Origin of the sequence: Burkholderia sp. MSh2 (assembly GCF_000731655.1) — a bacterium.
Lineage (GTDB): Bacteria > Pseudomonadota > Gammaproteobacteria > Burkholderiales > Burkholderiaceae > Burkholderia > Burkholderia paludis.
In genome coordinates, this window is sequence record NZ_JPGM01000059.1 from 20,640 (window position 1) to 43,219 (window position 22,580).

Below are 22,580 nucleotides of genomic sequence, written 5' to 3' on the forward strand. Positions count from 1 at the left end.
CGATGGCCGCCGCGCTCGAACGACCCAGCCTCACGGCGCTCGGCCAGCCGGGCGCGCGCAGCCGCGACAAGCTCGCGCGCATCCCGGTGCGTGTCGAGCCCGCGGCCGGCGCGGCGCTGCCGAAGCCGCCGTGGCTGCGCGCGCGGCCGATGATGAGCGCGGCGGTCGCCGACATGGCGGCCGTGCTGCGCGACCATCGGCTGCATTCCGTCTGCGAGGAGGCGATGTGTCCGAACATCGGCGAATGTTTCGCGCAGCGCACCGCGACCTTCATGATCATGGGCGGGCTCTGCACGCGGCGCTGCCCGTTCTGCGACGTCGCGCACGGTCGTCCCGATCCGCTGGATCCCGGCGAGCCCGCGCGGCTGGCCGAGGCGGCCGCGGCGCTCGGGCTGCGCTACGTCGTGATTACGTCGGTCGACCGTGACGACCTGCGCGACGGCGGCGCCGCGCATTTCGCCGCGTGTATCGCGGCGGTGCGTGCAAGCGTGCCGGGCATCGGCGTCGAGGTGTTGACGCCGGATTTCCGCGGCCGTGTCGCGCGGGCGCTCGACGCGCTGTCGGCGGCCTGGCCCGACGTGTTCAACCACAACATCGAGACGGTGCCGTCGCTGTACCGGGCGGCGCGGCCGGGCGCCGACTATCGCGGCTCGCTCGAACTGCTCGCGCAGGCCAAGGCAGCGCGGCCGGGGCTGGTGACGAAATCGGGGTTGATGCTCGGGCTCGGCGAATGCGACGACGAGGTGCGCGACACGCTGCGCGACTTGCGCGCGCACGACGTCGACGTGCTGACGCTCGGCCAGTATCTCGCGCCGTCGGCGCATCATCTGCCGGTGCGGCGCTACGTGAGCCCGGCCGCGTTCGCCGCATGGCGCGACGAGGCGCTGGCGTACGGCTTCAGGGAGGTCGTGGCGGGCCCGCTCGTGCGGTCGTCGTATCACGCGGCCGACGTGCTGGACGGCGCGTAGCGGGGCGCGTCAGGCGCGGGCGGCGGCGACGCGCGCGCGGCTGACGCGGCGCAGGTAGGCCACGAGCCCGGTGCCCGCGAGCATCAGGCTGATCGTGTTCGCGAACCAGAAGCCGCGCGCGCCGGTCAGCCACGCGGGCGCGATCCCGCCCACGTCGAAGCCGAGCGTGTAGCCGCCGCTGAGCCCGACGCCCCACAGCGCGACCGCATAGATCACGGTCGGCACGATTGCCACCTTGTATGCGCGCAGCACGAACGCCGACGTGACCTGCAGTGCGTCGAACACGTGGTAGCACGCGACGATCGCGACGAGCGGCATCGCGGCCGCGGCGACGGCCGGGTTCGGCGTATAGCCGTCGATGATCAGCGGGCGCAGCCCGAACACGAGCAGGCCGTATGTCGCGGCAATGCCGCACGCGAAGATCACGCTGTGCCGGCCGAGCAGCCGGGCTTCCTCGGGACGCCCGGCGCCGAGCGCGCGCGCGACCAGCGTCGAGGCCGCCACGCCGATCGACAGCGGCGTCATGTACAGCACCGCGCCGATGTTGCCGGCGATCTGGTGGCCGGCGAGCGTCGTCGTGCCGAACTGCGCGATGAACAGCGCCATGCACGTGTACGACGTGACCTCGATCAGGTACGACAGGCCCATCGGCACGCCGAGCTTCAGGAGCGCCTTCTGACGCTCCCAGACGGGCCAGCAGAAGCGCGAGAAGATCGCGAGCGGCGCGAACACGTCGAGCTTCGCGAGCAGCGTGTAGCCGATCAGCGCGAGCGCCCAGTTGATCAGCGTGCTCGCGAGCCCGCAGCCCGGGCCGCCGAGGGCCGGCATGCCGAAACCGCCGAAGATGAACCACACGTTGAGCGGAAACTTGAGCAGCAGCGCGCCGACCTGCAGGATCATCGCCAGGCGCGGCTTGCCGGCCGCGTTGGTCAGTGCGTTGTAGATGCGGAAGACGAGGCTGGCGGGCAGCCCGTACGACAGGATGCGCAGGTAGTCGACGGTGCGGTCGTGCAGTGCGGCCGGTGCGTGTGCGATGCGCAGCAGCGGCTCCGGAAAATGCAGCAGGAGAAAGCCGGGGACCGCGAGCAGCAGCGCGAGCCACAGCGCCTGGCGGACTTCCTCGCCGATCTCGGCATGGCGCCGCGCGCCGTACAGTTGTCCGGCGATCGGCTGCAGCGCGGACAGGATGCCCATGAGGCCGATATAGATCGACACGTAGATCGACGAGCCGAGCCCTAGCGCGGCCAGATCGACGGCCGAATAGCGCCCGACCATCGCCGTGTCGATCACGCCGAACGCGATGATGGCGAGCTGGCCGACGAGCACCGGCCACGCGAGGCCTACGATCCGGCGAATGTCGCCGAGCATCGTCAGTCGGCCGCCTGCCGGCGCGGCGGACGCCGCTTGACCGGCGTCTTGGGCCGCTCGATGCGTTCGTACAGGCGGAAGCGTTCGTCGCGGTCGGCGACGCGGCGGCCTTCCCACACGAGACGCCACACGTATTGCGACATCGAGCTCGGCTCGCCGTAGTCCGCACGGTCCTGACGCAGGATCACGTCGCAGTCGCCGGAGAAATCGAAGCGCATGTTGCCGAAATATGCAAAGGTCGCGATCTGCGCGTCGCCGAGCCGCACGGGCGAGATGCACTCGTAATCGGACGGCAGGTGCACCGCGATCTGCTGCGCGACGTCGCGGTAGGTCCGGCCGTAGTTGACGATCGGCAGCCACAGCGTCATCAGCAGCACCCACATCAGCGTGGTGCCGGCGCCCGACAGCACGACGCTGCGCCACAGCACCTTCGGCTGTCGCGAGATGCGCCAGCGCACGAGCACGCACCAGCATACCGTGGCGATGATCGCGCAGATGAACGACAGGATCTTGAAATGCGGCTCGTAGCCGGGCACGAGCCGCGCAAGGTTGCGCGCGAGCGGGTGCGGGAAGCCCGTGAGCGACGCGAGCCACACGAGCCACACGAAGGAGCCGAGGATCGTGAAGCTCAGCACCGCGAACCAGTCGATCGCGTTGATCGCGCCGCGCTTGAGGGTCGGCAGCGCGAACGTCGCGAGCACCGCGAGCGGCGGCAGCAGCAGCATGTACATGCGGTTCGACTGCTGGCTCTGCAGGATCACGAGCGCGACGAGCGGCACGGCGACCGACAACGGGATCGCGATGTGGGCGCGGCGGCGCAGGCCGGCCCAGCTCCACCACGCCCAGATCGCGAGCGGCCACGCCGGCCAGGTGAACAGCGGCAGGTTCTTTGCCGCGTAGCCGAGCACGGCGGTCGGCGGGCCGGAAAAACGCAGCAGGCTGCCGTGGATCCACTGGTCGAGGAACCACGCGGCGTCGTCGGGCGCCGCGATGAATGCGGCCAGCGGCCACAGCGCGAAGATCGCGGCTGCGAGCGGCACGCCGACCAGCGGCAGCCGGAGGTTGCGCATCTCGGGCGTGACGAGCCACAGCACGGCCGTGCCGGCGAGCAGGGCGGCGACCAGCACCGGGTTGCCGGACAGTGCGACGAGGCCCATCGCGAGCCCCCACCACAGCGCGCCCTGCATCGGCTTGTCGATGCTGCGCACGATCCCGTAGACGAGCATCGCGATCCACGCGAACTGCGCGAGCTGCGGCGTCGTCTCGTGTCCGCGTTCGGCGAGGCCGAAGCAGGCGACGAGGACCAGCAGCGCGCCGTCGGCGAGCGTACGGCCGTAGTCGCGCGGCTCGGGCTCGCCGCCGAATGCGTATTTGAACGGCTGGACCTCGGCGCGCCGGCCGAGCAGGTAGGCCGCGTACCAGACGAACGCGCACGCGATGCAGAACAGCACGCCGGTATCGATGCGCGATGCGTTGCTCGCATCGACCCACGGGCCGAGGCCGCGGATCGACAGCGCGCCGAGCCAGTAGCCGAGCGGCCCGTCGGTCGTGATGAACTTGCCGACCAGGTTGGGCAGCAGCCAGTCGTGCCAGCCGCCCTTGGCCATCGTCCACATCACGCCGAAGCCCGCCGCGTCCTCGTTCTTCCACGGGTCGCGGCCGAACAGGCCGAACGCTGCGTAGACGAAACAGAGCGTGAGCAGCAGCCAGCGCGGCAGCGCGCGCGTGGCGGAGGCGGTGAGACGGACGACAGGCTTCATGCAGATGAGCGATTTGTTATGGGCGGGCGGCCGGCGCGGTTACGCGCGGTCGAGCCGGTTTCGAGCATCCGGCATTGTAGTCGCGCGGGCTGTTGCGCGTCAGGTCGATGCCCCGGGCAGCGGCCGGCGGTTTTCCGGCGAGCGGAGACAAAAAAGGGCAGCCTGGGCTGCCCTTTTGTGCGATACCGGTGCGTTGCAACCACCGGATGCGGTGCGAAGCTTACTTCGCCTTGCCGCTGGCGCGAACGCCGAACTTGTTCTTGAACTTCTCGACACGGCCTGCCGTGTCCATGATCTTTTGCTGACCCGTGTAGAACGAGTGCGATTCCGACGACACTTCGATCTTGGCGAGCGGGTAGGTCTTGCCTTCGTGATCGATGGTTTCACGCGTCTGGATCGTCGAGCGCGTGATGAACTTGAAGCCGTTCGACATGTCTTGGAAGACGACTTCGCGGTAATTCGGGTGGATGCCTTCTTTCATGGTCTTTCCTTGGTGAGAGCGGTAGCCAACCCGCCGCTTGCCGTGCCGGAGTGCACTCATTGCGCAAACCAGACGACGCCAAGCCCGGCGCGAGCCACTTGCCTAAGGTCGAAAAACGGCGATTATGCCAGAAAATCAGATGGTTGACGAATAATTTTCACGGTGCGTCGAGCGCGCCGGCACCGGCCGGATCCTGGCGGTAGTAGCGCGCGAGCAGCCGGTACAGCTCCGGGAATTCGGACTCGAACGCTTTCGGCCTTACGAACAGCGCCTCGCTGCATACCGCGAAGAATTCCGACGGGTGGTCGGCGGCATACGGATCGATCAGCGAATCCCGCTCGAAGCGCGCCCACGCGCGGTCCGGCACCGCATCGACGCGCGCGCAGAACTGATCGTACGCGTGCTCGAACACGTCGGCCCACGCCTGCGCGTCGAGGTGCGGCGCATGCCAGCGGCGAAAGAGGGGCGGATAGCCGTCGGCCGCGCCGTTGACCATGTCGATCTTGTGCGCGAACTCGTGGATCACCACGTTGTACGCGTCGCGGCCGTCCGTCATCTGCGCGTCTTCCCACGACAGGATCACCGGCCCGCCTTCCCAGGCCTCGCCGCTCGCGTCCTGCTCGACTTCGTGGACGACGCCGTCCTCGTCCTGCACGGTCTTGCGGATCACGAATTCGCCCGGATACACGACCACGCCGACCCAGCCGTCGTACAGCGACAGATCGAGGTTCAGCACCGGCAGGCAGGCCTGTGCGGAGATCGCGACGATCATCGCGTCGGTCAGCTCGAGCCCGTGCGCGGTCGAAAACGATTTCTTCGCGACGAACAGGCTCGTCAACTCGCGCAGCCGGCCGAGTGCGTCGGGCGACAGCGCGGCGAGGAACGGCAGGCGCTCGACGGTGTCCTGCCACAGCGCGTCGGGGATCGGGTGGCTGCGCAGCGCGCGATCGCGGCGGCGGTCGTCGAGCCAGCGGGTCAGTTTCGAGAGCATGGGGCGGCGCGCGGAAATCCAAAGCCTGTCTTTTAACTCAATCGATCTCTTTTTGCCATGCCGCGAAGAGGCCGCCGACGAGCGCCACGCCCGCGAGGAAGTAAAAGCCGTCGAGCGACGCGAGGAACGAGGCCTGCTGCGCGACCATCCGCGCAATCGAGGCGATCGCGAGGCCGTGCGCCTCGTTCGGTGCGTGGCCGGCCGCCGCATAGCCTTGCGTCAGCGCGTCGACGGTCTGCTGGAACAGCGGGTCGAACACGTTGGCGCGCTCGACGAGCCGCGTCTGGTGCACGGCCACGCGGTGCTGCTCGACGATGATGACCGATGACGTCGCGAACGAGATCGTCAGTTGCCGCACGATGTTCTTCAGCCGGTAGCCGTGCGTGTACTCGTCGATCGCGAAGATCCGGAACGTGAGGTTGGCCACCGGCAGCACGATGAAGAGCAGCAGCAGCCCGCGCAGCAAGAGCGGGACGATCAGCGCGGCTTCGCCGACCTGCGGCGTCATGCGCGTCATCCACAGCGCCGCCGTGACGGCGATCGCGAACCCCGGCACGACGAACCATTTCTTGTGCGTGACGAATTTCGCGTAACGCAGGTAAGCGAACAGCGCGGTGGCCGAAATCAGCGACGTCGTGCCCACCAGGCGCCCGGCATTCTCGACCGGATAGCCGAGCCCGCTTTCGAGAAAGCGCGATGTCAGGTAGCTGAAACCCGTCGACTCGTAGTAATAGAACATGTAGAGCAGCAGCCCGACCTGGAAGGTCCGTTCGCGAAACGCGTGCAGCCGCACGAGCGGCGTCGGGTGGTTCCACTGGTGATAGGCGAACCAGGCGAGGGCGCCGATCCCCGCGATCGTCAGCAGGATCAGCATCGGCGAGCCGCTGTAGAGCTGGTAATGCACCTGCTGCAGCACGATCTGCAGCGCGCCTTGCGCGAGCGCGAACACGACGTACGGCCAGAAGTGCCCGGCGCCGCGTTCGTCGTCGGGAGTCCTGCCCGAGTCGGGCAGCGTGAGCAGCGCGAGGATCGCGAACGCGATGCCGGCCGGCGCCGTGCATGCGAACAGCGCGCGCCACGTCGAATGCGCGACGAGCAGCCCGCCCGCGATCGGCGCGAGCGCGCTGCCGAGCAGGATCATGACCAGGAACGCGCGCGTTGCCGGCGGCCGTTCCTGCGGCTTGAAGCTGATCTGGATCAGGATCCGGCACGCGCCCATCATCGGGCCGATGAAGTATCCCTGGAAGCCGCGTGCGAATGCCAGTTCGAGCGACGTGTCCGCCAGTGCGGCCGCGATCGCGCCGAACGAGAACATCAGCATGCAGCCGGCCACGTAGCGGCGATGCCCCAGCCGGTCGACCCACCATTGCTGCTGCAGGATGCCGAGCACGGCCGTGACCGCGTACGCGCTCGACGACCACACGAGCTCGTCGGGCGATGCGTTGACGCCGCCCGCGATGTAGCTCGCGAAGAACGAGAAGGCCGCGTTGTCGAAGTAGTCGAGGCCGGTCACGAGCGCGAGCGCCCACGGGAACAGGTCGGCGCGCAGGTTCGCGCGGCTCCACAGCGGCGGGCGGCCGGGCAGCGCGTTCATTCACGATCCTTGCGTGCGCGCCGCGGGCCGGCTTCGGCCCGGCGCTGCGCGATCAGCGCGTCGGGGTTTTCGCCGGCGAGGCGTCGCTCGACGTAATCGATGTCGTGCTGCAGTTCCTTGCGCAGCGCGACGGCTTCCTTCAGTTCGCGCTGGACGGCTTCGATCCGCCGGTCGAGCGTGTCGATCTGCCCGGCGAGGCCGGCGCGGATGTCGCGCAGCGACGCGTCCGAATAACGGCGCCGGCCGTCGCCGGTTTCCTCGAGCGGGCGCTTCAGCATCTCGGTGATGCCGTGCAGCGAGAACCCGAGCGCGCGCAACCGCAGGATGCGCGCGAAGCGTTCGAGGTCGGCTTCGTCGTAGAGGCGGTAGCGGCCTTCGCTGCGCGACGGCGTGACGAGCCCGCGTTCTTCGTAGTACTTCAGCGTGCGCGGCGTGACGCCGAGCCGTGAGGCGGCATCGCTCACGGTCAGCAGCGGGGTGGAGGCGTCGTTCGGCATCGGCGGGCGGAGGAGTCGATCGGGGCGATGACGCGATTGTAGATCAACCTGTACGTTCACGTTCATGTTTAGGCAAAAAAACGGCCGCCGGCGAGATGCGCGGGCGGCCGTTCTTTGCGGGGCGGGGCGATCAGCCGCCGCGGCGCATCAGGTCGAAGAACTCGGAGTTGCTCTTCGTCTGGCGGATCTTGTCGAGCAGGAATTCCATGGCCTCGACTTCATCCATGTCGTGAATGAACTTGCGCAGCACCCAGATCTTCTGAAGGATCTCGGGCTTGATCAGCATTTCCTCGCGGCGCGTGCCCGACTTGTTCAGGTTGATCGACGGATACACGCGCTTTTCCGCGAGACGGCGCTCGAGGTGCACTTCCATGTTGCCGGTGCCCTTGAACTCTTCGTAGATCACGTCGTCCATGCGGCTGCCGGTTTCGATCAGTGCGGTGCCGATGATCGTGAGCGAGCCGCCTTCCTCGATGTTGCGCGCCGCGCCGAAGAAGCGCTTCGGACGCTGCAGTGCGTTCGCGTCGACACCGCCCGTCAGCACCTTGCCCGAGGCCGGGATCACGGTGTTGTATGCGCGGGCGAGACGCGTGATCGAGTCGAGCAGGATCACGACGTCGTGCTTCATTTCGACGAGGCGCTTGGCCTTCTCGATCACCATTTCGGCGACCTGCACGTGACGCGTGGCCGGTTCGTCGAACGTCGACGCGATCACTTCGCCGGCAACCGAGCGCTGCATTTCGGTCACTTCTTCGGGGCGCTCGTCGATCAGCAGCACGAACAGGATCACGTCCGGGTGGTTCTGCTTGATCGCGTGCGCGATGTGCTGGAGCATCACGGTCTTGCCCGACTTCGGCGACGCGACGAGCAGGCCGCGCTGGCCCTTGCCGATCGGCGCGATCATGTCGATGATGCGGCCCGTGACGTTTTCCTCGCCGCGCATTTCGCGTTCGAGCGACAGCGGCTTGTTCGGGTGCAGCGGCGTGAGGTTCTCGAACATGATCTTGTGTTTCGAGGCCTCGGGCGGCTGCCCGTTGACTTTGTCGACCTTCACCAGCGCGAAGTAGCGTTCGCCGTCCTTCGGCGTGCGGACTTCGCCTTCGATGGTGTCGCCGGTATGCAGGTTGAAGCGGCGGATCTGCGACGGGCTGATATAGATGTCGTCGGTGCTCGCGAGGTACGACATTTCCGGCGAGCGCAGGAAGCCGAAGCCGTCCGGCAGCACTTCGAGCGTGCCGTCGCCGAAGATCGTCTCTCCCGTCTTGGCGCGCTTTTTAAGAATGGCGAACATCAACTCCTGCTTGCGCAGGCGGTTCGCGTTTTCGATCTCGAGGCCATTGGCCATTTCGATCAGTTCGGACACGTGCAGAGACTTGAGCTCGGATAAATGCATACGGAGAACCCGCCAGGGAGGAGACGACGAAAGAAATAAAGGGAGGAGGGCGAGCGGAAGCGCTCAGAGACTTAAATGCGTCTTGTAGACGTTTTTTAATTCTAGCATACGCCGATTCGCGCTTGAGCGGACGATCGGCGGCTGGGCGGCGGACGTGTTGCCGGTTGACAACACGTCCGCGGAACTGCCGGTATTACAGGTGGCTGTCCAGGAATGCGGTGAGCTGCGACTTCGACAGCGCGCCGACCTTCTGCGCGGCGGCCGCGCCGTTCTTGAACAGGATCAGCGTCGGGATGCCGCGCACGCCGAACTTCGCGGGCGTGGCCTGGTTGTCGTCGACGTTGATCTTCGCGATCTGCAGCTTGTCGCCGTAGTCCTTTGCGACTTCGTCGAGGATCGGGGCGATCATCTTGCACGGGCCGCACCATTCGGCCCAGAAATCGACGAGCACGGGCTTGTCGGATTTGACGACGTCCTGTTCGAACGATGCGTCGCTGATGTGTTTGATCTGTTCGCTCATTGGGTCAATACCTCTTACGGTTCGGGGACTGCCTGCTTGCGCGTCGCGGCGGCCGGCCGCCGCGACGCGCAAGCAGGCAGTCCCCGAACCGTAAGAGGTATTGACCCAATGAGCGAACAGATCAAACACATCAGCGACGCATCGTTCGAACAGGACGTCGTCAAATCCGACAAGCCCGTGCTCGTCGATTTCTGGGCCGAATGGTGCGGCCCGTGCAAGATGATCGCCCCGATCCTCGACGAAGTCGCAAAGGACTACGGCGACAAGCTGCAGATCGCGAAGATCAACGTCGACGACAACCAGGCCACGCCCGCGAAGTTCGGCGTGCGCGGCATCCCGACGCTGATCCTGTTCAAGAACGGCGCGGCCGCCGCGCAGAAGGTCGGCGCGCTGTCGAAGTCGCAGCTCACCGCATTCCTGGACAGCCACCTGTAATACCGGCAGTTCCGCGGACGTGTTGTCAACCGGCAACACGTCCGCCGCCCAGCCGCCGATCGTCCGCTCAAGCGCGAATCGGCGTATGCTAGAATTAAAAAACGTCTACAAGACGCATTTAAGTCTCTGAGCGCTTCCGCTCGCCCTCCTCCCTTTATTTCTTTCGTCGTCTCCTCCCTGGCGGGTTCTCCGTATGCATTTATCCGAGCTCAAGTCTCTGCACGTGTCCGAACTGATCGAAATGGCCAATGGCCTCGAGATCGAAAACGCGAACCGCCTGCGCAAGCAGGAGTTGATGTTCGCCATTCTTAAAAAGCGCGCCAAGACGGGAGAGACGATCTTCGGCGACGGCACGCTCGAAGTGCTGCCGGACGGCTTCGGCTTCCTGCGCTCGCCGGAAATGTCGTACCTCGCGAGCACCGACGACATCTATATCAGCCCGTCGCAGATCCGCCGCTTCAACCTGCATACCGGCGACACCATCGAAGGCGAAGTCCGCACGCCGAAGGACGGCGAACGCTACTTCGCGCTGGTGAAGGTCGACAAAGTCAACGGGCAGCCGCCCGAGGCCTCGAAACACAAGATCATGTTCGAGAACCTCACGCCGCTGCACCCGAACAAGCCGCTGTCGCTCGAACGCGAAATGCGCGGCGAGGAAAACGTCACGGGCCGCATCATCGACATGATCGCGCCGATCGGCAAGGGCCAGCGCGGCCTGCTCGTCGCGTCGCCGAAGTCGGGCAAGACCGTGATGCTCCAGCACATCGCGCACGCGATCAAGCAGAACCACCCGGACGTGATCCTGTTCGTGCTGCTGATCGACGAGCGCCCCGAAGAAGTGACCGAAATGCAGCGCTCGGTTGCCGGCGAAGTGATCGCGTCGACGTTCGACGAACCGGCCACGCGTCACGTGCAGGTCGCCGAAATGGTGATCGAGAAGGCCAAGCGCCTCGTCGAAATGAAGCACGACGTCGTGATCCTGCTCGACTCGATCACGCGTCTCGCCCGCGCATACAACACCGTGATCCCGGCCTCGGGCAAGGTGCTGACGGGCGGTGTCGACGCGAACGCACTGCAGCGTCCGAAGCGCTTCTTCGGCGCGGCGCGCAACATCGAGGAAGGCGGCTCGCTCACGATCATCGGCACCGCACTGATCGAAACCGGCAGCCGCATGGACGACGTGATCTACGAAGAGTTCAAGGGCACCGGCAACATGGAAGTGCACCTCGAGCGCCGTCTCGCGGAAAAGCGCGTGTATCCGTCGATCAACCTGAACAAGTCGGGCACGCGCCGCGAGGAAATGCTGATCAAGCCCGAGATCCTTCAGAAGATCTGGGTGCTGCGCAAGTTCATTCACGACATGGATGAAGTCGAGGCCATGGAATTCCTGCTCGACAAGATCCGCCAGACGAAGAGCAACTCCGAGTTCTTCGACCTGATGCGCCGCGGCGGCTGATCGCCCCGCCCCGCAAAGAACGGCCGCCCGCGCATCTCGCCGGCGGCCGTTTTTTTGCCTAAACATGAACGTGAACGTACAGGTTGATCTACAATCGCGTCATCGCCCCGATCGACTCCTCCGCCCGCCGATGCCGAACGACGCCTCCACCCCGCTGCTGACCGTGAGCGATGCCGCCTCACGGCTCGGCGTCACGCCGCGCACGCTGAAGTACTACGAAGAACGCGGGCTCGTCACGCCGTCGCGCAGCGAAGGCCGCTACCGCCTCTACGACGAAGCCGACCTCGAACGCTTCGCGCGCATCCTGCGGTTGCGCGCGCTCGGGTTCTCGCTGCACGGCATCACCGAGATGCTGAAGCGCCCGCTCGAGGAAACCGGCGACGGCCGGCGCCGTTATTCGGACGCGTCGCTGCGCGACATCCGCGCCGGCCTCGCCGGGCAGATCGACACGCTCGACCGGCGGATCGAAGCCGTCCAGCGCGAACTGAAGGAAGCCGTCGCGCTGCGCAAGGAACTGCAGCACGACATCGATTACGTCGAGCGACGCCTCGCCGGCGAAAACCCCGACGCGCTGATCGCGCAGCGCCGGGCCGAAGCCGGCCCGCGGCGCGCACGCAAGGATCGTGAATGAACGCGCTGCCCGGCCGCCCGCCGCTGTGGAGCCGCGCGAACCTGCGCGCCGACCTGTTCCCGTGGGCGCTCGCGCTCGTGACCGGCCTCGACTACTTCGACAACGCGGCCTTCTCGTTCTTCGCGAGCTACATCGCGGGCGGCGTCAACGCATCGCCCGACGAGCTCGTGTGGTCGTCGAGCGCGTACGCGGTCACGGCCGTGCTCGGCATCCTGCAGCAGCAATGGTGGGTCGACCGGCTGGGGCATCGCCGCTACGTGGCCGGCTGCATGCTGATGTTCTCGTTCGGCGCGATCGCGGCCGCACTGGCGGACACGTCGCTCGAACTGGCATTCGCACGCGGCTTCCAGGGATACTTCATCGGCCCGATGATGGGCGCGTGCCGGATCCTGATCCAGATCAGCTTCAAGCCGCAGGAACGGCCGCCGGCAACGCGCGCGTTCCTGGTCATGATCCTGCTCGGCAGCGCGCTCGCGCCGATCGCGGGCGGGCTGCTCGTCGCGCATTCGACGTGGCGCGCGCTGTTCGCATGCACGGCGCCGGCCGGCATCGCGTTCGCGATCCTCGCGCTGCTCACGCTGCCCGACTCGGGCAGGACTCCCGACGACGAACGCGGCGCCGGGCACTTCTGGCCGTACGTCGTGTTCGCGCTCGCGCAAGGCGCGCTGCAGATCGTGCTGCAGCAGGTGCATTACCAGCTCTACAGCGGCTCGCCGATGCTGATCCTGCTGACGATCGCGGGGATCGGCGCCCTCGCCTGGTTCGCCTATCACCAGTGGAACCACCCGACGCCGCTCGTGCGGCTGCACGCGTTTCGCGAACGGACCTTCCAGGTCGGGCTGCTGCTCTACATGTTCTATTACTACGAGTCGACGGGTTTCAGCTACCTGACATCGCGCTTTCTCGAAAGCGGGCTCGGCTATCCGGTCGAGAATGCCGGGCGCCTGGTGGGCACGACGTCGCTGATTTCGGCCACCGCGCTGTTCGCTTACCTGCGTTACGCGAAATTCGTCACGCACAAGAAATGGTTCGTCGTGCCGGGGTTCGCGATCGCCGTCACGGCGGCGCTGTGGATGACGCGCATGACGCCGCAGGTCGGCGAAGCCGCGCTGATCGTCCCGCTCTTGCTGCGCGGGCTGCTGCTGCTCTTCATCGTGCTGCCGGTGGCCAACCTCACGTTCCGGATCTTCGCGATCGACGAGTACACGCACGGCTACCGGCTGAAGAACATCGTGCGGCAACTGACGATCTCGTTCGCGACGTCATCGGTCATCATCGTCGAGCAGCACCGCGTGGCCGTGCACCAGACGCGGCTCGTCGAGCGCGCCAACGTGTTCGACCCGCTGTTCCAGCAGACCGTCGACGCGCTGACGCAAGGCTATGCGGCGGCCGGCCACGCACCGAACGAGGCGCACGGCCTCGCGATCGCCTCGATTGCGCGGATGGTCGCGCAGCAGGCCTCGTTCCTCGCGTCGCTCGACGGCTTTTACTTCCTCGCGGGCGTGGCGCTCGTCGGCGGCCTCTTCGCGGCATGGCAAAAAGAGATCGATTGAGTTAAAAGACAGGCTTTGGATTTCCGCGCGCCGCCCCATGCTCTCGAAACTGACCCGCTGGCTCGACGACCGCCGCCGCGATCGCGCGCTGCGCAGCCACCCGATCCCCGACGCGCTGTGGCAGGACACCGTCGAGCGCCTGCCGTTCCTCGCCGCGCTGTCGCCCGACGCACTCGGCCGGCTGCGCGAGTTGACGAGCCTGTTCGTCGCGAAGAAATCGTTTTCGACCGCGCACGGGCTCGAGCTGACCGACGCGATGATCGTCGCGATCTCCGCACAGGCCTGCCTGCCGGTGCTGAACCTCGATCTGTCGCTGTACGACGGCTGGGTCGGCGTGGTCGTGTATCCGGGCGAATTCGTGATCCGCAAGACCGTGCAGGACGAGGACGGCGTCGTCCACGAAGTCGAGCAGGACGCGAGCGGCGAGGCCTGGGAAGGCGGGCCGGTGATCCTGTCGTGGGAAGACGCGCAGATGACGGACGGCCGCGACGCGTACAACGTGGTGATCCACGAGTTCGCGCACAAGATCGACATGGTCAACGGCGCGGCCGACGGCTATCCGCCCCTCTTTCGCCGCTGGCATGCGCCGCACCTCGACGCGCAGGCGTGGGCCGACGTGTTCGAGCACGCGTACGATCAGTTCTGCGCGCGCGTCGATGCGGTGCCGGACCGCGCGTGGGCGCGCTTCGAGCGGGATTCGCTGATCGATCCGTATGCCGCCGACCACCCGTCGGAATTCTTCGCGGTATGCAGCGAGGCGCTGTTCGTAAGGCCGAAAGCGTTCGAGTCCGAATTCCCGGAGCTGTACCGGCTGCTCGCGCGCTACTACCGCCAGGATCCGGCCGGTGCCGGCGCGCTCGACGCACCGTGAAAATTATTCGTCAACCATCTGATTTTCTGGCATAATCGCCGTTTTTCGACCTTAGGCAAGTGGCTCGCGCCGGGCTTGGCGTCGTCTGGTTTGCGCAATGAGTGCACTCCGGCACGGCAAGCGGCGGGTTGGCTACCGCTCTCACCAAGGAAAGACCATGAAAGAAGGCATCCACCCGAATTACCGCGAAGTCGTCTTCCAAGACATGTCGAACGGCTTCAAGTTCATCACGCGCTCGACGATCCAGACGCGTGAAACCATCGATCACGAAGGCAAGACCTACCCGCTCGCCAAGATCGAAGTGTCGTCGGAATCGCACTCGTTCTACACGGGTCAGCAAAAGATCATGGACACGGCAGGCCGTGTCGAGAAGTTCAAGAACAAGTTCGGCGTTCGCGCCAGCGGCAAGGCGAAGTAAGCTTCGCACCGCATCCGGTGGTTGCAACGCACCGGTATCGCACAAAAGGGCAGCCCAGGCTGCCCTTTTTTGTCTCCGCTCGCCGGAAAACCGCCGGCCGCTGCCCGGGGCATCGACCTGACGCGCAACAGCCCGCGCGACTACAATGCCGGATGCTCGAAACCGGCTCGACCGCGCGTAACCGCGCCGGCCGCCCGCCCATAACAAATCGCTCATCTGCATGAAGCCTGTCGTCCGTCTCACCGCCTCCGCCACGCGCGCGCTGCCGCGCTGGCTGCTGCTCACGCTCTGTTTCGTCTACGCAGCGTTCGGCCTGTTCGGCCGCGACCCGTGGAAGAACGAGGACGCGGCGGGCTTCGGCGTGATGTGGACGATGGCCAAGGGCGGCTGGCACGACTGGCTGCTGCCCAACCTGGTCGGCAAGTTCATCACGACCGACGGGCCGCTCGGCTACTGGCTCGGCGCGCTGTCGATCCGCGGCCTCGGCCCGTGGGTCGATGCGAGCAACGCATCGCGCATCGATACCGGCGTGCTGTTCTGCATCGCGTGCGCGTTCGTCTGGTACGCGGCCTACCTGCTCGGCCGGCGCGCCGAGGTCCAGCCGTTCAAATACGCATTCGGCGGCGAGCCCGAGCCGCGCGACTACGGCCGTACGCTCGCCGACGGCGCGCTGCTGGTCCTCGTCGCCTGCTTCGGCCTCGCCGAACGCGGACACGAGACGACGCCGCAGCTCGCGCAGTTCGCGTGGATCGCGATGCTCGTCTACGGGATCGTGCGCAGCATCGACAAGCCGATGCAGGGCGCGCTGTGGTGGGGGCTCGCGATGGGCCTCGTCGCACTGTCCGGCAACCCGGTGCTGGTCGCCGCCCTGCTCGCCGGCACGGCCGTGCTGTGGCTCGTCACGCCCGAGATGCGCAACCTCCGGCTGCCGCTGGTCGGCGTGCCGCTCGCAGCCGCGATCTTCGCGCTGTGGCCGCTGGCCGCATTCATCGCGGCGCCCGACGACGCCGCGTGGTTCCTCGACCAGTGGATCCACGGCAGCCTGCTGCGTTTTTCCGGCCCGCCGACCGCCGTGCTCGGCTACGCGGCAAAGAACCTGCCGCTGTTCACCTGGCCGGCGTGGCCGCTCGCGATCTGGGCGTGGTGGAGCTGGGCCGGCCTGCGCCGCCGCGCCCACATCGCGATCCCGTTGTCGGTCGCCGTGCCGCTCGTCGCGCTCGTGATCCTGCAGAGCCAGCAGTCGAACCGCATGTACATGCTGCTGCTGCCGCCGCTCGCGGTGCTCGCGACGTTCGCGCTGCCGACCCTCAAGCGCGGCGCGATCAACGCGATCGACTGGTTCGCGGTGCTGAGCTTCACGATCCTCGGCTCCTTCGTGTGGCTCGTGTGGCTCGCGTCGCTCACGGGCTTCCCGCACCCGCTCGCGCGCAACCTTGCGCGGCTCGTGCCCGGCTACGAGCCGCATTTCAAGATCCTGTCGTTCATCTGCGCGATCATCGCCACGGTATGCTGGTGCGTGCTCGTGCGCTGGCGCATCTCGCGACAGCCGAAGGTGCTGTGGCGCAGCGTCGTGCTGTCGGGCGCCGGCACCACGCTGATGTGGGTGCTGCTGATGACGCTGTGGCTGCCGATCGTCAACTACGGCCGGACCTACCGCGACGTCGCGCAGCAGATCGCGGTGCACCTGCCGTCCGATTACGAGTGCATCTCGCCCGTGCGGCTCGGCGACGCGCAGATCGCGACCTTTGCATATTTCGGCAACATGCGCTTCGATTTCTCCGGCGACTGCGACGTGATCCTGCGTCAGGACCGTGCGGACTACGGCGAGCCGAGCTCGATGTCGCAATACGTGTGGCGTCTCGTGTGGGAAGGCCGCCGCGTCGCCGACCGCGACGAACGCTTCCGCCTGTACGAACGCATCGAGCGGCCCAAGACGCCGGTCAAGCGGCGTCCGCCGCGCCGGCAGGCGGCCGACTGACGATGCTCGGCGACATTCGCCGGATCGTAGGCCTCGCGTGGCCGGTGCTCGTCGGCCAGCTCGCCATCATCGCGTTCGGCGTGATCGACACGGCGATGGTCGGGCGCTATTCGGCCGTCGATCTGGCCGCGCTAGGGCTCGGCTCGTCGATCTACGTGTCGATCTATATCGGCCTCATGGGCATCCTGTCCGCGCTGCAGCCGATCGCCGGACAACTGTACGGCGCGCGGCGCCATGCCGAGATCGGCGAGGAAGTCCGCCAGGCGCTGTGGCTCGCGCTGCTGCTCGCGGTCCCCGGCTTTCTCCTGCTGCATTTTCCGGAGCCGCTGCTGCGCATCGCACACGCACCGGCCGCACTGCACGACCGCACCGTCGACTACCTGCGCATCCTGTCGTACGGGCTGCCCGCCAGCCTCGTCTTCCGCATCTACAACGCACTGACCAACGCGGCCGGCAAGCCGCGCCTGGCGATGATCCTGCAGGTCGGCGCGCTGCTGCTCAAGTTTCCGCTCAACGTGTGGTTCATCTTCGGCGGTTTCGGCATGCCGGCCCTCGGCGGCCCGGGCTGCGGGCTCGCGAGCACGCTGATCAACTGGGCGCTCGCGCTGATCGGCTACACGCTGCTCGCGAAGCTCGACGTGTTCGCGCCGCTCGCGATCTTCTCGCGCTTCTGCTGGCCCGTCTGGGAGCGTCAGAAGGCGCTCCTGAAGCTCGGCGTGCCGATGGGCCTGTCGTACCTGATCGAGGTCACGTCGTACACGTGCATGGCGCTGTTCATCGCGCAGTTCGGCACGACGACGCTCGCCGGCCACCAGATCGCCGGCAACATCGGCGCGGTGCTGTACATGACGCCGCTGTCGATCGGCGTGGCGGCCTCGACGCTGGTCGCGCGCGCGCTCGGCGCCGGGCGTCCCGAGGAAGCCCGGCTGCTCGGCCGGCACAGCGTGATCTTCGCGTGCGGCATTGCCGCGACATACGGCCTGCTCGTGTTCGGGCTGCGCCCGCTGATCATCGACGGCTATACGCCGAACCCGGCCGTCGCCGCGGCCGCGATGCCGCTCGTCGCGATCGTCGCGTGCTACCACGTGTTCGACGCACTGCAGGTCACGTCGGCGTTCGTGCTGCGCGCATACAAGGTGGCAATCGTGCCGACCGTGATCTATGCGGTCGCGCTGTGGGGCGTCGGGCTCAGCGGCGGCTACACGCTCGGCTTCGACGTGGGCGGGATCGCGCCCGCGTGGCTGACCGGCGCGCGCGGCTTCTGGTTCGCGAACACGATCAGCCTGATGCTCGCGGGCACCGGGCTCGTGGCCTACCTGCGCCGCGTCAGCCGCGCGCGCGTCGCCGCCGCCCGCGCCTGACGCGCCCCGCTACGCGCCGTCCAGCACGTCGGCCGCGTGATACGACGACCGCACGAGCGGGCCCGCCACGACCTCCCTGAAGCCGTACGCCAGCGCCTCGTCGCGCCATGCGGCGAACGCGGCCGGGCTCACGTAGCGCCGCACCGGCAGATGATGCGCCGACGGCGCGAGATACTGGCCGAGCGTCAGCACGTCGACGTCGTGCGCGCGCAAGTCGCGCAGCGTGTCGCGCACCTCGTCGTCGCATTCGCCGAGCCCGAGCATCAACCCCGATTTCGTCACCAGCCCCGGCCGCGCTGCCTTGGCCTGCGCGAGCAGTTCGAGCGAGCCGCGATAGTCGGCGCCCGGCCGCGCCGCCCGGTACAGCGACGGCACCGTCTCGATGTTGTGGTTGAACACGTCGGGCCAGGCCGCCGACAGCGCGTCGAGCGCCCGCGCGACACGGCCGCGGAAATCCGGCGTCAACACCTCGACGCCGATGCCCGGCACGCTTGCACGCACCGCCGCGATACACGCGGCGAAATGCGCGGCGCCGCCGTCGCGCAGGTCGTCACGGTCGACCGACGTAATCACGACGTAGCGCAGCCCGAGCGCCGCGGCCGCCTCGGCCAGCCGCGCGGGCTCGCCGGGATCCAGCGGATCGGGACGACCGTGCGCGACGTCGCAGAACGGGCAGCGCCGCGTGCAGAGCCCGCCCATGATCATGAAGGTCGCGGTGCGCTGCGCGAAACATTCGCCGATGTTCGGACACATCGCCTCCTCGCAGACGGAATGCAGCCGATGGTCGCGCAGCACGGCCGCCATGTCGGCGACCGCCGCGCTCATCATCGGCCGCGCGCGCAGCCACGGCGGCTTCGGCAGCGCCGCGCCGGCCGCGGGCTCGACACGCACCGGGATGCGCGCGAGCTTGTCGCGGCTGCGCGCGCCCGGCTGGCCGAGCGCCGTGAGGCTGGGTCGTTCGAGCGCGGCGGCCATCGTCAGGCTCCGAGAAACGCGACGATCAGGCGGTTCACGTCGGCGGCGGCCTCCATCTGCACCATGTGCCCGCTGCCGGCGATCACCTCGGCGCGCACGCCGTCCGGCAAGCCCTGCGCATGCTGCGCGGGAATCACCTGGTCGCGCTCGCCCCAGATCACGAGCGTACGGGGCGCCAGCGACGCGAGCCGGTCGCGGAACACGCGCCGCTGCGCCGCGCCGTCGAACGCGGCGTTCGCAATTTTCTCCAGCGCGGCCTGCACGCCTTCGAGCCGCTTGTACTTGACGAGATCCTCGACGAGTTGCCGCGTGACCAGCGCGTTGTCCGCGAACAGCGCGCCGAGGTGCGGCTTCAGCGTGTTGCGGCTGTTGCCGGCGACGAAGCCGTCGATATACGTGCGATTGATGTCCGTGCCGAGCCCCGCGCTCGCGATCAGCGTCAGCGATGCGACGCGTTGCGGCGCGCGCTCGGCGGCCGCCATCGCGACCGCGCCGCCCATCGAATGGCCGATCAGGTGCGCGCGGTCGATGTGCTGCGCATCGAGCAGCGCGAGCACCGCGTCCGCCAGTTCGTCGAGGCTGCCCATGTCGACCGCCTTGCCCGATTCGCCGTGGCCCGGCAGGTCGAGTGCCCACACGGGCCGGTGCGCGGCAAGATCGGCGTGATTGAACAGCCAGTTGTTCAGGTCGCCGCCGAAGCCGTGGATCAGCACGGCGGGCGTGCCCGCGCCGTCGCCGAGCTTCAGGAAGCGCACCGTGCGGCCGCCGATCTGCGCCTTCTCGGGCTGCGGCCCGGCCGCCTCGTCGGCAGCCGCGCTCGGCACGAAATCGCGCTGGAAATCGGCGATCGCCGCCTCGATGTCGGCATCGCTCGCATCGGCGGCCGCGACGACGCCGAGCAGCGCACCCACGGGCAGCGTCTCGCCTTCCTGCGCGACCTGGCGGCGCAGCGTGCCGTCGAACGCGCATTCGACGCCGGACGAGATCTTGTCGGTCTCGACGTCGAGCACTTCGTCGCCCTTCGTCACGCGCTCGCCGATCGCCTTCAGCCAGCCGTTGACCTGCCCCTGCTCCATCGACAGGCCCCACTTGGGCATCGTGATCATGTGAATCGACATCGTGTCAGCTCCTCGTCTTCAGGACCGCCTGCACGATCGCATCGGCGGACGGGATGTACAGGTCTTCGAGCACGCTCGCGAACGGCGCGGGGGTATGCGGCGCGGTGACAAGCTCGATCGGCGCCTGCAGCGCACGGAACGCGCGCTGCGCGACGAGCGCGGCGATGTCGGTCGCGATCGAGCAGCGCGGGTTCGCCTCGTCGACCACCACCACGCGCCCGGTGCGCTCCGCGCTTTCGAGAATCGTCTCCGTGTCGAGCGGCGACGTCGTGCGCAGGTCGATCACGTCGACCTGGATGCCGTCCTTCGCGAGCGTCGCGGCGGCGTCCATCGCGAGATGCACCATCCGGCCGTACGTGACGATCGTCGCATCGTCGCCGTCGCGCAGCACGTTCGCCTCGCCGAACGGAATCGCATAGGATTCCTCGGGCACGTCGCCTTCGCGCGTATAGAGCAGCTTGTGTTCGAGAAAGATCACGGGATCGTTGTCGCGGATCGCCTGGATCAGCAGCCCCTTCGCGTCGTAAGGCGTCGCGGGGCACACGACCTTGAGCCCGGGAATGTGCGTGAACAGCGACGTGAGCATCTGCGAATGCTGCGCGGCAGCGCGCAGGCCGGCGCCGTACATCGCGCGGATCACGACCGGCGTCACGGCCTTGCCGCCGAACATGTAGCGGAATTTGGCGGCCTGGTTGAAGATCTGGTCGAAGCACACGCCCATGAAATCGACGAACATCAGCTCCGCGACGGGCCGCATCCCGCACGCGGCCGCGCCGACCGCCGCGCCGATGTAGCCGCCTTCGGACAGCGGCGTATCGAGCACGCGGCCCGGAAACTTGTGGAACAGCCCCTTCGTCACGCCGAGCACGCCGCCCCATGCGTCGTCCTCGCCCGGCGCGCCCGCGCCGCCTGCATTGTCCTCGCCCATCACGATCACGCTCTCGTCGCGCGCCATCTCCTGCGCAAGCGCCTCGTTGATCGCCTGCGAATAAGTGATCTTCCTTGCCATGTCTGTCTCCTGGAATGTTCGGTTCGCCGTGCCGGCCGCGGGGTCAGGCCGCGCTCACGGATACGACACGTAGACGTCGGTCAGCAGGTCGGCCGCATCGGGCAGCGGCGCGCTCTTGGCCTGCGCGACCGCGTCGTCGATCAGCGCCTTCACCTGCGCGTCGACCGCGCGCAGTTCGCCGATCGTCAGCGCTTCGGCGCGCACGACGCGCGTCTCGAAATGCTTCAGGCAGTCCTTTTCGTCGCGCAGCTTCTGCACCTCGCCCGGTGCGCGGTAGGTTTGCGCATCGCCTTCGAAATGGCCGAAATAGCGCGTGAACTTCACCTCGACGAGCGTCGGGCCGCCGCCGTTGCGCGCGCGCTCGACGGCCTCGCCGAGCGCCTCGTGCACCGCGAAGAAGTCGAAGCCGTCGACGATCACGCCCGGCATCCCGAACCCGTTCGCGCGATCGGCGATGTTGTCGGTCGCGACCGACCAGCTCGACGACGTCGCTTCCGCATAGCCGTTGTTCTCGGCGACGAAGATCGCCGGCAGCCGCCACACCGCCGCGAGGTTCATCGACTCGAAGATCACGCCCTGGTTCGACGCGCCGTCGCCGAAGAAGCACACACCGACGCCGCCCGTGTTCCGGTGCTTCGCCGCGAGCGCCGCGCCGCACACGAGCGGGCCGCCCGCGCCGACGATCCCGTTGGCGCCGAGCATCCCCATCGACAGATCGGCGATGTGCATCGAGCCGCCCTTGCCGTGGCAGACGCCGGTCTTCTTGCCGTAGATCTCGGCCATCATTCCGTGCACGTCGACGCCCTTCGCGATGCAATGGCCGTGGCCGCGGTGCGTGGTCGCGACATAGTCGGCGAGGCCGAGGTGCAGCATCGTGCCGACCGCGGACGCCTCCTCGCCCGCATACAGGTGCACGAAACCGGGAATCTCGCCGGTCGCGAATTCGACGTGCAGGCGCTCCTCGAATTCGCGAATGGTGCGCATCAGGCGGTAGGCGTCCAGCAGCTTGTCCCTGCTGATCTGGTTCGAAACGGTCATGTATGTCTCCTGGATAGGTCTGACTGCGAATGCCGCCGCGGCCGGGCCGCGGCGACGGATCTCACGGCGCGCGGCCGTCAGCGGAACGTGAAGCCGCCTTCGACGTTCACGGTCCGGCCCGTCACGTTGTCCATCGTCGCGAAGCGCAGCGCGCGCCGCCCGTGA

The 22,580-nt window shown here is 67.5% G+C and carries 21 protein-coding genes and 1 pseudogene; 9 read left to right on the forward strand and 13 right to left on the reverse strand.

Features of this window, described 5'->3' with window-relative positions; translation table 11 throughout:
• The first annotated feature begins 2 nt into the window (after window positions 1-2).
• The gene (gene lipA / locus GQ57_RS29695) at window positions 3-968 is read left to right on the forward strand and encodes a lipoyl synthase (RefSeq protein WP_031403188.1); all 966 of its coding nucleotides are present in this window, start codon (window positions 3-5) and stop codon (window positions 966-968) included.
• Window positions 969-977: 9 nt separating this feature from the next.
• Here lipA (GQ57_RS29695) and GQ57_RS29700 read toward each other — a convergent pair whose 3' ends face one another.
• From GQ57_RS29700 to trxA (GQ57_RS29735), 8 genes are all read right to left on the reverse strand, one after another.
• Window positions 978-2,336: an MATE family efflux transporter gene (locus GQ57_RS29700; protein ID WP_031403187.1), complete on the reverse strand. Its 1,359-nt coding sequence runs from the start codon at window positions 2,334-2,336 to the stop codon at window positions 978-980.
• Window positions 2,337-2,338: 2 nt separating this feature from the next.
• Complete coding sequence (locus GQ57_RS29705; RefSeq protein WP_031403186.1) at window positions 2,339-4,096, reverse strand: ArnT family glycosyltransferase; 1,758 nt, start codon at window positions 4,094-4,096, stop codon at window positions 2,339-2,341.
• 220 nt (window positions 4,097-4,316) lie between these two features.
• Complete coding sequence (locus GQ57_RS29710; protein WP_031403185.1) at window positions 4,317-4,577, reverse strand: type B 50S ribosomal protein L31; 261 nt, start codon at window positions 4,575-4,577, stop codon at window positions 4,317-4,319.
• A gap of 157 nt (window positions 4,578-4,734) precedes the next feature.
• Window positions 4,735-5,568: a zinc-dependent peptidase gene (locus GQ57_RS29715; protein WP_031403184.1), complete on the reverse strand. Its 834-nt coding sequence runs from the start codon at window positions 5,566-5,568 to the stop codon at window positions 4,735-4,737.
• Between the two features lie 37 nt (window positions 5,569-5,605).
• Window positions 5,606-7,162, reverse strand: coding sequence for an MFS transporter (locus GQ57_RS29720; RefSeq protein ID WP_031403183.1), 1,557 nt, complete (start codon window positions 7,160-7,162; stop codon window positions 5,606-5,608).
• Window positions 7,159-7,659, reverse strand: coding sequence for a MerR family transcriptional regulator (locus tag GQ57_RS29725; protein WP_031403182.1), 501 nt, complete (start codon window positions 7,657-7,659; stop codon window positions 7,159-7,161). The genes GQ57_RS29720 and GQ57_RS29725 overlap by 4 nt, the downstream gene beginning before the upstream one ends.
• A gap of 130 nt (window positions 7,660-7,789) precedes the next feature.
• The gene (rho, locus tag GQ57_RS29730; RefSeq protein WP_006478662.1) at window positions 7,790-9,052 is read right to left on the reverse strand and encodes a transcription termination factor Rho; all 1,263 of its coding nucleotides are present in this window, start codon (window positions 9,050-9,052) and stop codon (window positions 7,790-7,792) included.
• A gap of 193 nt (window positions 9,053-9,245) precedes the next feature.
• Entirely contained in the window at window positions 9,246-9,572 is a 327-nt protein-coding gene (trxA, locus tag GQ57_RS29735; protein ID WP_006402348.1) for a thioredoxin TrxA, read from the reverse strand.
• 108 nt (window positions 9,573-9,680) lie between these two features.
• Here trxA (GQ57_RS29735) and trxA (GQ57_RS29740) point away from each other — a divergent pair, with 108 nt between their 5' ends.
• From trxA (GQ57_RS29740) to GQ57_RS29775, 8 genes are all read left to right on the forward strand, one after another.
• Window positions 9,681-10,007 carry a thioredoxin TrxA gene (gene trxA / locus GQ57_RS29740; RefSeq protein ID WP_006402348.1) on the forward strand — a complete coding sequence of 109 codons (327 nt, stop codon included), beginning with the start codon at window positions 9,681-9,683 and terminating at the stop codon, window positions 10,005-10,007.
• 193 nt (window positions 10,008-10,200) lie between these two features.
• Window positions 10,201-11,463, forward strand: a complete 1,263-nt coding sequence (gene rho, locus GQ57_RS29745; RefSeq protein WP_006478662.1) for a transcription termination factor Rho — start codon at window positions 10,201-10,203, stop codon at window positions 11,461-11,463.
• 130 nt (window positions 11,464-11,593) lie between these two features.
• Window positions 11,594-12,094, forward strand: coding sequence for a MerR family transcriptional regulator (locus GQ57_RS29750; RefSeq protein ID WP_031403182.1), 501 nt, complete (start codon window positions 11,594-11,596; stop codon window positions 12,092-12,094).
• Window positions 12,091-13,647, forward strand: coding sequence for an MFS transporter (locus tag GQ57_RS29755; RefSeq protein WP_031403183.1), 1,557 nt, complete (start codon window positions 12,091-12,093; stop codon window positions 13,645-13,647). The genes GQ57_RS29750 and GQ57_RS29755 overlap by 4 nt, the downstream gene beginning before the upstream one ends.
• 37 nt (window positions 13,648-13,684) lie before the next feature.
• A complete protein-coding gene (locus tag GQ57_RS29760; RefSeq protein ID WP_031403184.1) occupies window positions 13,685-14,518 on the forward strand; it encodes a zinc-dependent peptidase in 834 nt (277 codons plus the stop codon).
• Between the two features lie 157 nt (window positions 14,519-14,675).
• Complete coding sequence (locus GQ57_RS29765) at window positions 14,676-14,936, forward strand: type B 50S ribosomal protein L31 (protein ID WP_031403185.1); 261 nt, start codon at window positions 14,676-14,678, stop codon at window positions 14,934-14,936.
• 220 nt (window positions 14,937-15,156) lie between these two features.
• Window positions 15,157-16,914 (forward strand): ArnT family glycosyltransferase, encoded by a 1,758-nt coding sequence (locus GQ57_RS29770; protein WP_031403186.1) that lies wholly within the window; start codon window positions 15,157-15,159, stop codon window positions 16,912-16,914.
• A gap of 2 nt (window positions 16,915-16,916) precedes the next feature.
• Entirely contained in the window at window positions 16,917-18,275 is a 1,359-nt protein-coding gene (locus tag GQ57_RS29775) for an MATE family efflux transporter (RefSeq protein ID WP_031403187.1), read from the forward strand.
• Between the two features lie 9 nt (window positions 18,276-18,284).
• Here GQ57_RS29775 and lipA (GQ57_RS29780) read toward each other — a convergent pair whose 3' ends face one another.
• From lipA (GQ57_RS29780) to GQ57_RS42265, 5 genes and pseudogenes are all read right to left on the reverse strand, one after another.
• The gene (gene lipA, locus GQ57_RS29780; protein ID WP_031403188.1) at window positions 18,285-19,250 is read right to left on the reverse strand and encodes a lipoyl synthase; all 966 of its coding nucleotides are present in this window, start codon (window positions 19,248-19,250) and stop codon (window positions 18,285-18,287) included.
• Window positions 19,251-19,252: 2 nt separating this feature from the next.
• On the reverse strand, window positions 19,253-20,368 hold the full coding sequence (locus GQ57_RS29785; protein ID WP_034199749.1) for an acetoin dehydrogenase dihydrolipoyllysine-residue acetyltransferase subunit: 1,116 nt from the start codon (window positions 20,366-20,368) through the stop codon (window positions 19,253-19,255).
• Window positions 20,369-20,372: 4 nt separating this feature from the next.
• Window positions 20,373-21,377 carry an alpha-ketoacid dehydrogenase subunit beta gene (locus GQ57_RS29790; RefSeq protein ID WP_031403190.1) on the reverse strand — a complete coding sequence of 335 codons (1,005 nt, stop codon included), beginning with the start codon at window positions 21,375-21,377 and terminating at the stop codon, window positions 20,373-20,375.
• A 54-nt stretch (window positions 21,378-21,431) separates the two neighbouring features.
• Complete coding sequence (locus GQ57_RS29795; protein ID WP_031403191.1) at window positions 21,432-22,415, reverse strand: thiamine pyrophosphate-dependent dehydrogenase E1 component subunit alpha; 984 nt, start codon at window positions 22,413-22,415, stop codon at window positions 21,432-21,434.
• A 77-nt stretch (window positions 22,416-22,492) separates the two neighbouring features.
• Window positions 22,493-22,576: pseudogene (locus tag GQ57_RS42265) on the reverse strand (SDR family NAD(P)-dependent oxidoreductase); the annotation flags it as partial.
• Window positions 22,577-22,580 lie beyond the last annotated feature (4 nt).

Excerpts from the sequence above, each read along its gene's own strand:
- GQ57_RS29795 (WP_031403191.1), bottom strand. The coding sequence starts at position 22,415 with ATGACCGTTTCGAACCAGATCAGCAGGGACAAGCTGCTGGACGCCTAC.
- GQ57_RS29790 (WP_031403190.1), bottom strand. The coding sequence starts at position 21,377 with ATGGCAAGGAAGATCACTTATTCGCAGGCGATCAACGAGGCGCTTGCG.
- GQ57_RS29710 (WP_031403185.1), bottom strand. The coding sequence starts at position 4,577 with ATGAAAGAAGGCATCCACCCGAATTACCGCGAAGTCGTCTTCCAAGAC.
- GQ57_RS29765 (WP_031403185.1), top strand. The coding sequence starts at position 14,676 with ATGAAAGAAGGCATCCACCCGAATTACCGCGAAGTCGTCTTCCAAGAC.
- lipA (WP_031403188.1), top strand. The coding sequence starts at position 3 with ATGGCCGCCGCGCTCGAACGACCCAGCCTCACGGCGCTCGGCCAGCCG.
- trxA (WP_006402348.1), bottom strand. The coding sequence starts at position 9,572 with ATGAGCGAACAGATCAAACACATCAGCGACGCATCGTTCGAACAGGAC.
- GQ57_RS29725 (WP_031403182.1), bottom strand. The coding sequence starts at position 7,659 with ATGCCGAACGACGCCTCCACCCCGCTGCTGACCGTGAGCGATGCCGCC.
- GQ57_RS29715 (WP_031403184.1), bottom strand. The coding sequence starts at position 5,568 with ATGCTCTCGAAACTGACCCGCTGGCTCGACGACCGCCGCCGCGATCGC.
- GQ57_RS29785 (WP_034199749.1), bottom strand. The coding sequence starts at position 20,368 with ATGTCGATTCACATGATCACGATGCCCAAGTGGGGCCTGTCGATGGAG.
- GQ57_RS29755 (WP_031403183.1), top strand. The coding sequence starts at position 12,091 with ATGAACGCGCTGCCCGGCCGCCCGCCGCTGTGGAGCCGCGCGAACCTG.
- GQ57_RS29760 (WP_031403184.1), top strand. The coding sequence starts at position 13,685 with ATGCTCTCGAAACTGACCCGCTGGCTCGACGACCGCCGCCGCGATCGC.
- GQ57_RS29705 (WP_031403186.1), bottom strand. The coding sequence starts at position 4,096 with ATGAAGCCTGTCGTCCGTCTCACCGCCTCCGCCACGCGCGCGCTGCCG.
- GQ57_RS29775 (WP_031403187.1), top strand. The coding sequence starts at position 16,917 with ATGCTCGGCGACATTCGCCGGATCGTAGGCCTCGCGTGGCCGGTGCTC.
- GQ57_RS29750 (WP_031403182.1), top strand. The coding sequence starts at position 11,594 with ATGCCGAACGACGCCTCCACCCCGCTGCTGACCGTGAGCGATGCCGCC.
- trxA (WP_006402348.1), top strand. The coding sequence starts at position 9,681 with ATGAGCGAACAGATCAAACACATCAGCGACGCATCGTTCGAACAGGAC.
- GQ57_RS29770 (WP_031403186.1), top strand. The coding sequence starts at position 15,157 with ATGAAGCCTGTCGTCCGTCTCACCGCCTCCGCCACGCGCGCGCTGCCG.
- GQ57_RS29700 (WP_031403187.1), bottom strand. The coding sequence starts at position 2,336 with ATGCTCGGCGACATTCGCCGGATCGTAGGCCTCGCGTGGCCGGTGCTC.
- GQ57_RS29720 (WP_031403183.1), bottom strand. The coding sequence starts at position 7,162 with ATGAACGCGCTGCCCGGCCGCCCGCCGCTGTGGAGCCGCGCGAACCTG.
- lipA (WP_031403188.1), bottom strand. The coding sequence starts at position 19,250 with ATGGCCGCCGCGCTCGAACGACCCAGCCTCACGGCGCTCGGCCAGCCG.
- rho (WP_006478662.1), bottom strand. The coding sequence starts at position 9,052 with ATGCATTTATCCGAGCTCAAGTCTCTGCACGTGTCCGAACTGATCGAA.
- rho (WP_006478662.1), top strand. The coding sequence starts at position 10,201 with ATGCATTTATCCGAGCTCAAGTCTCTGCACGTGTCCGAACTGATCGAA.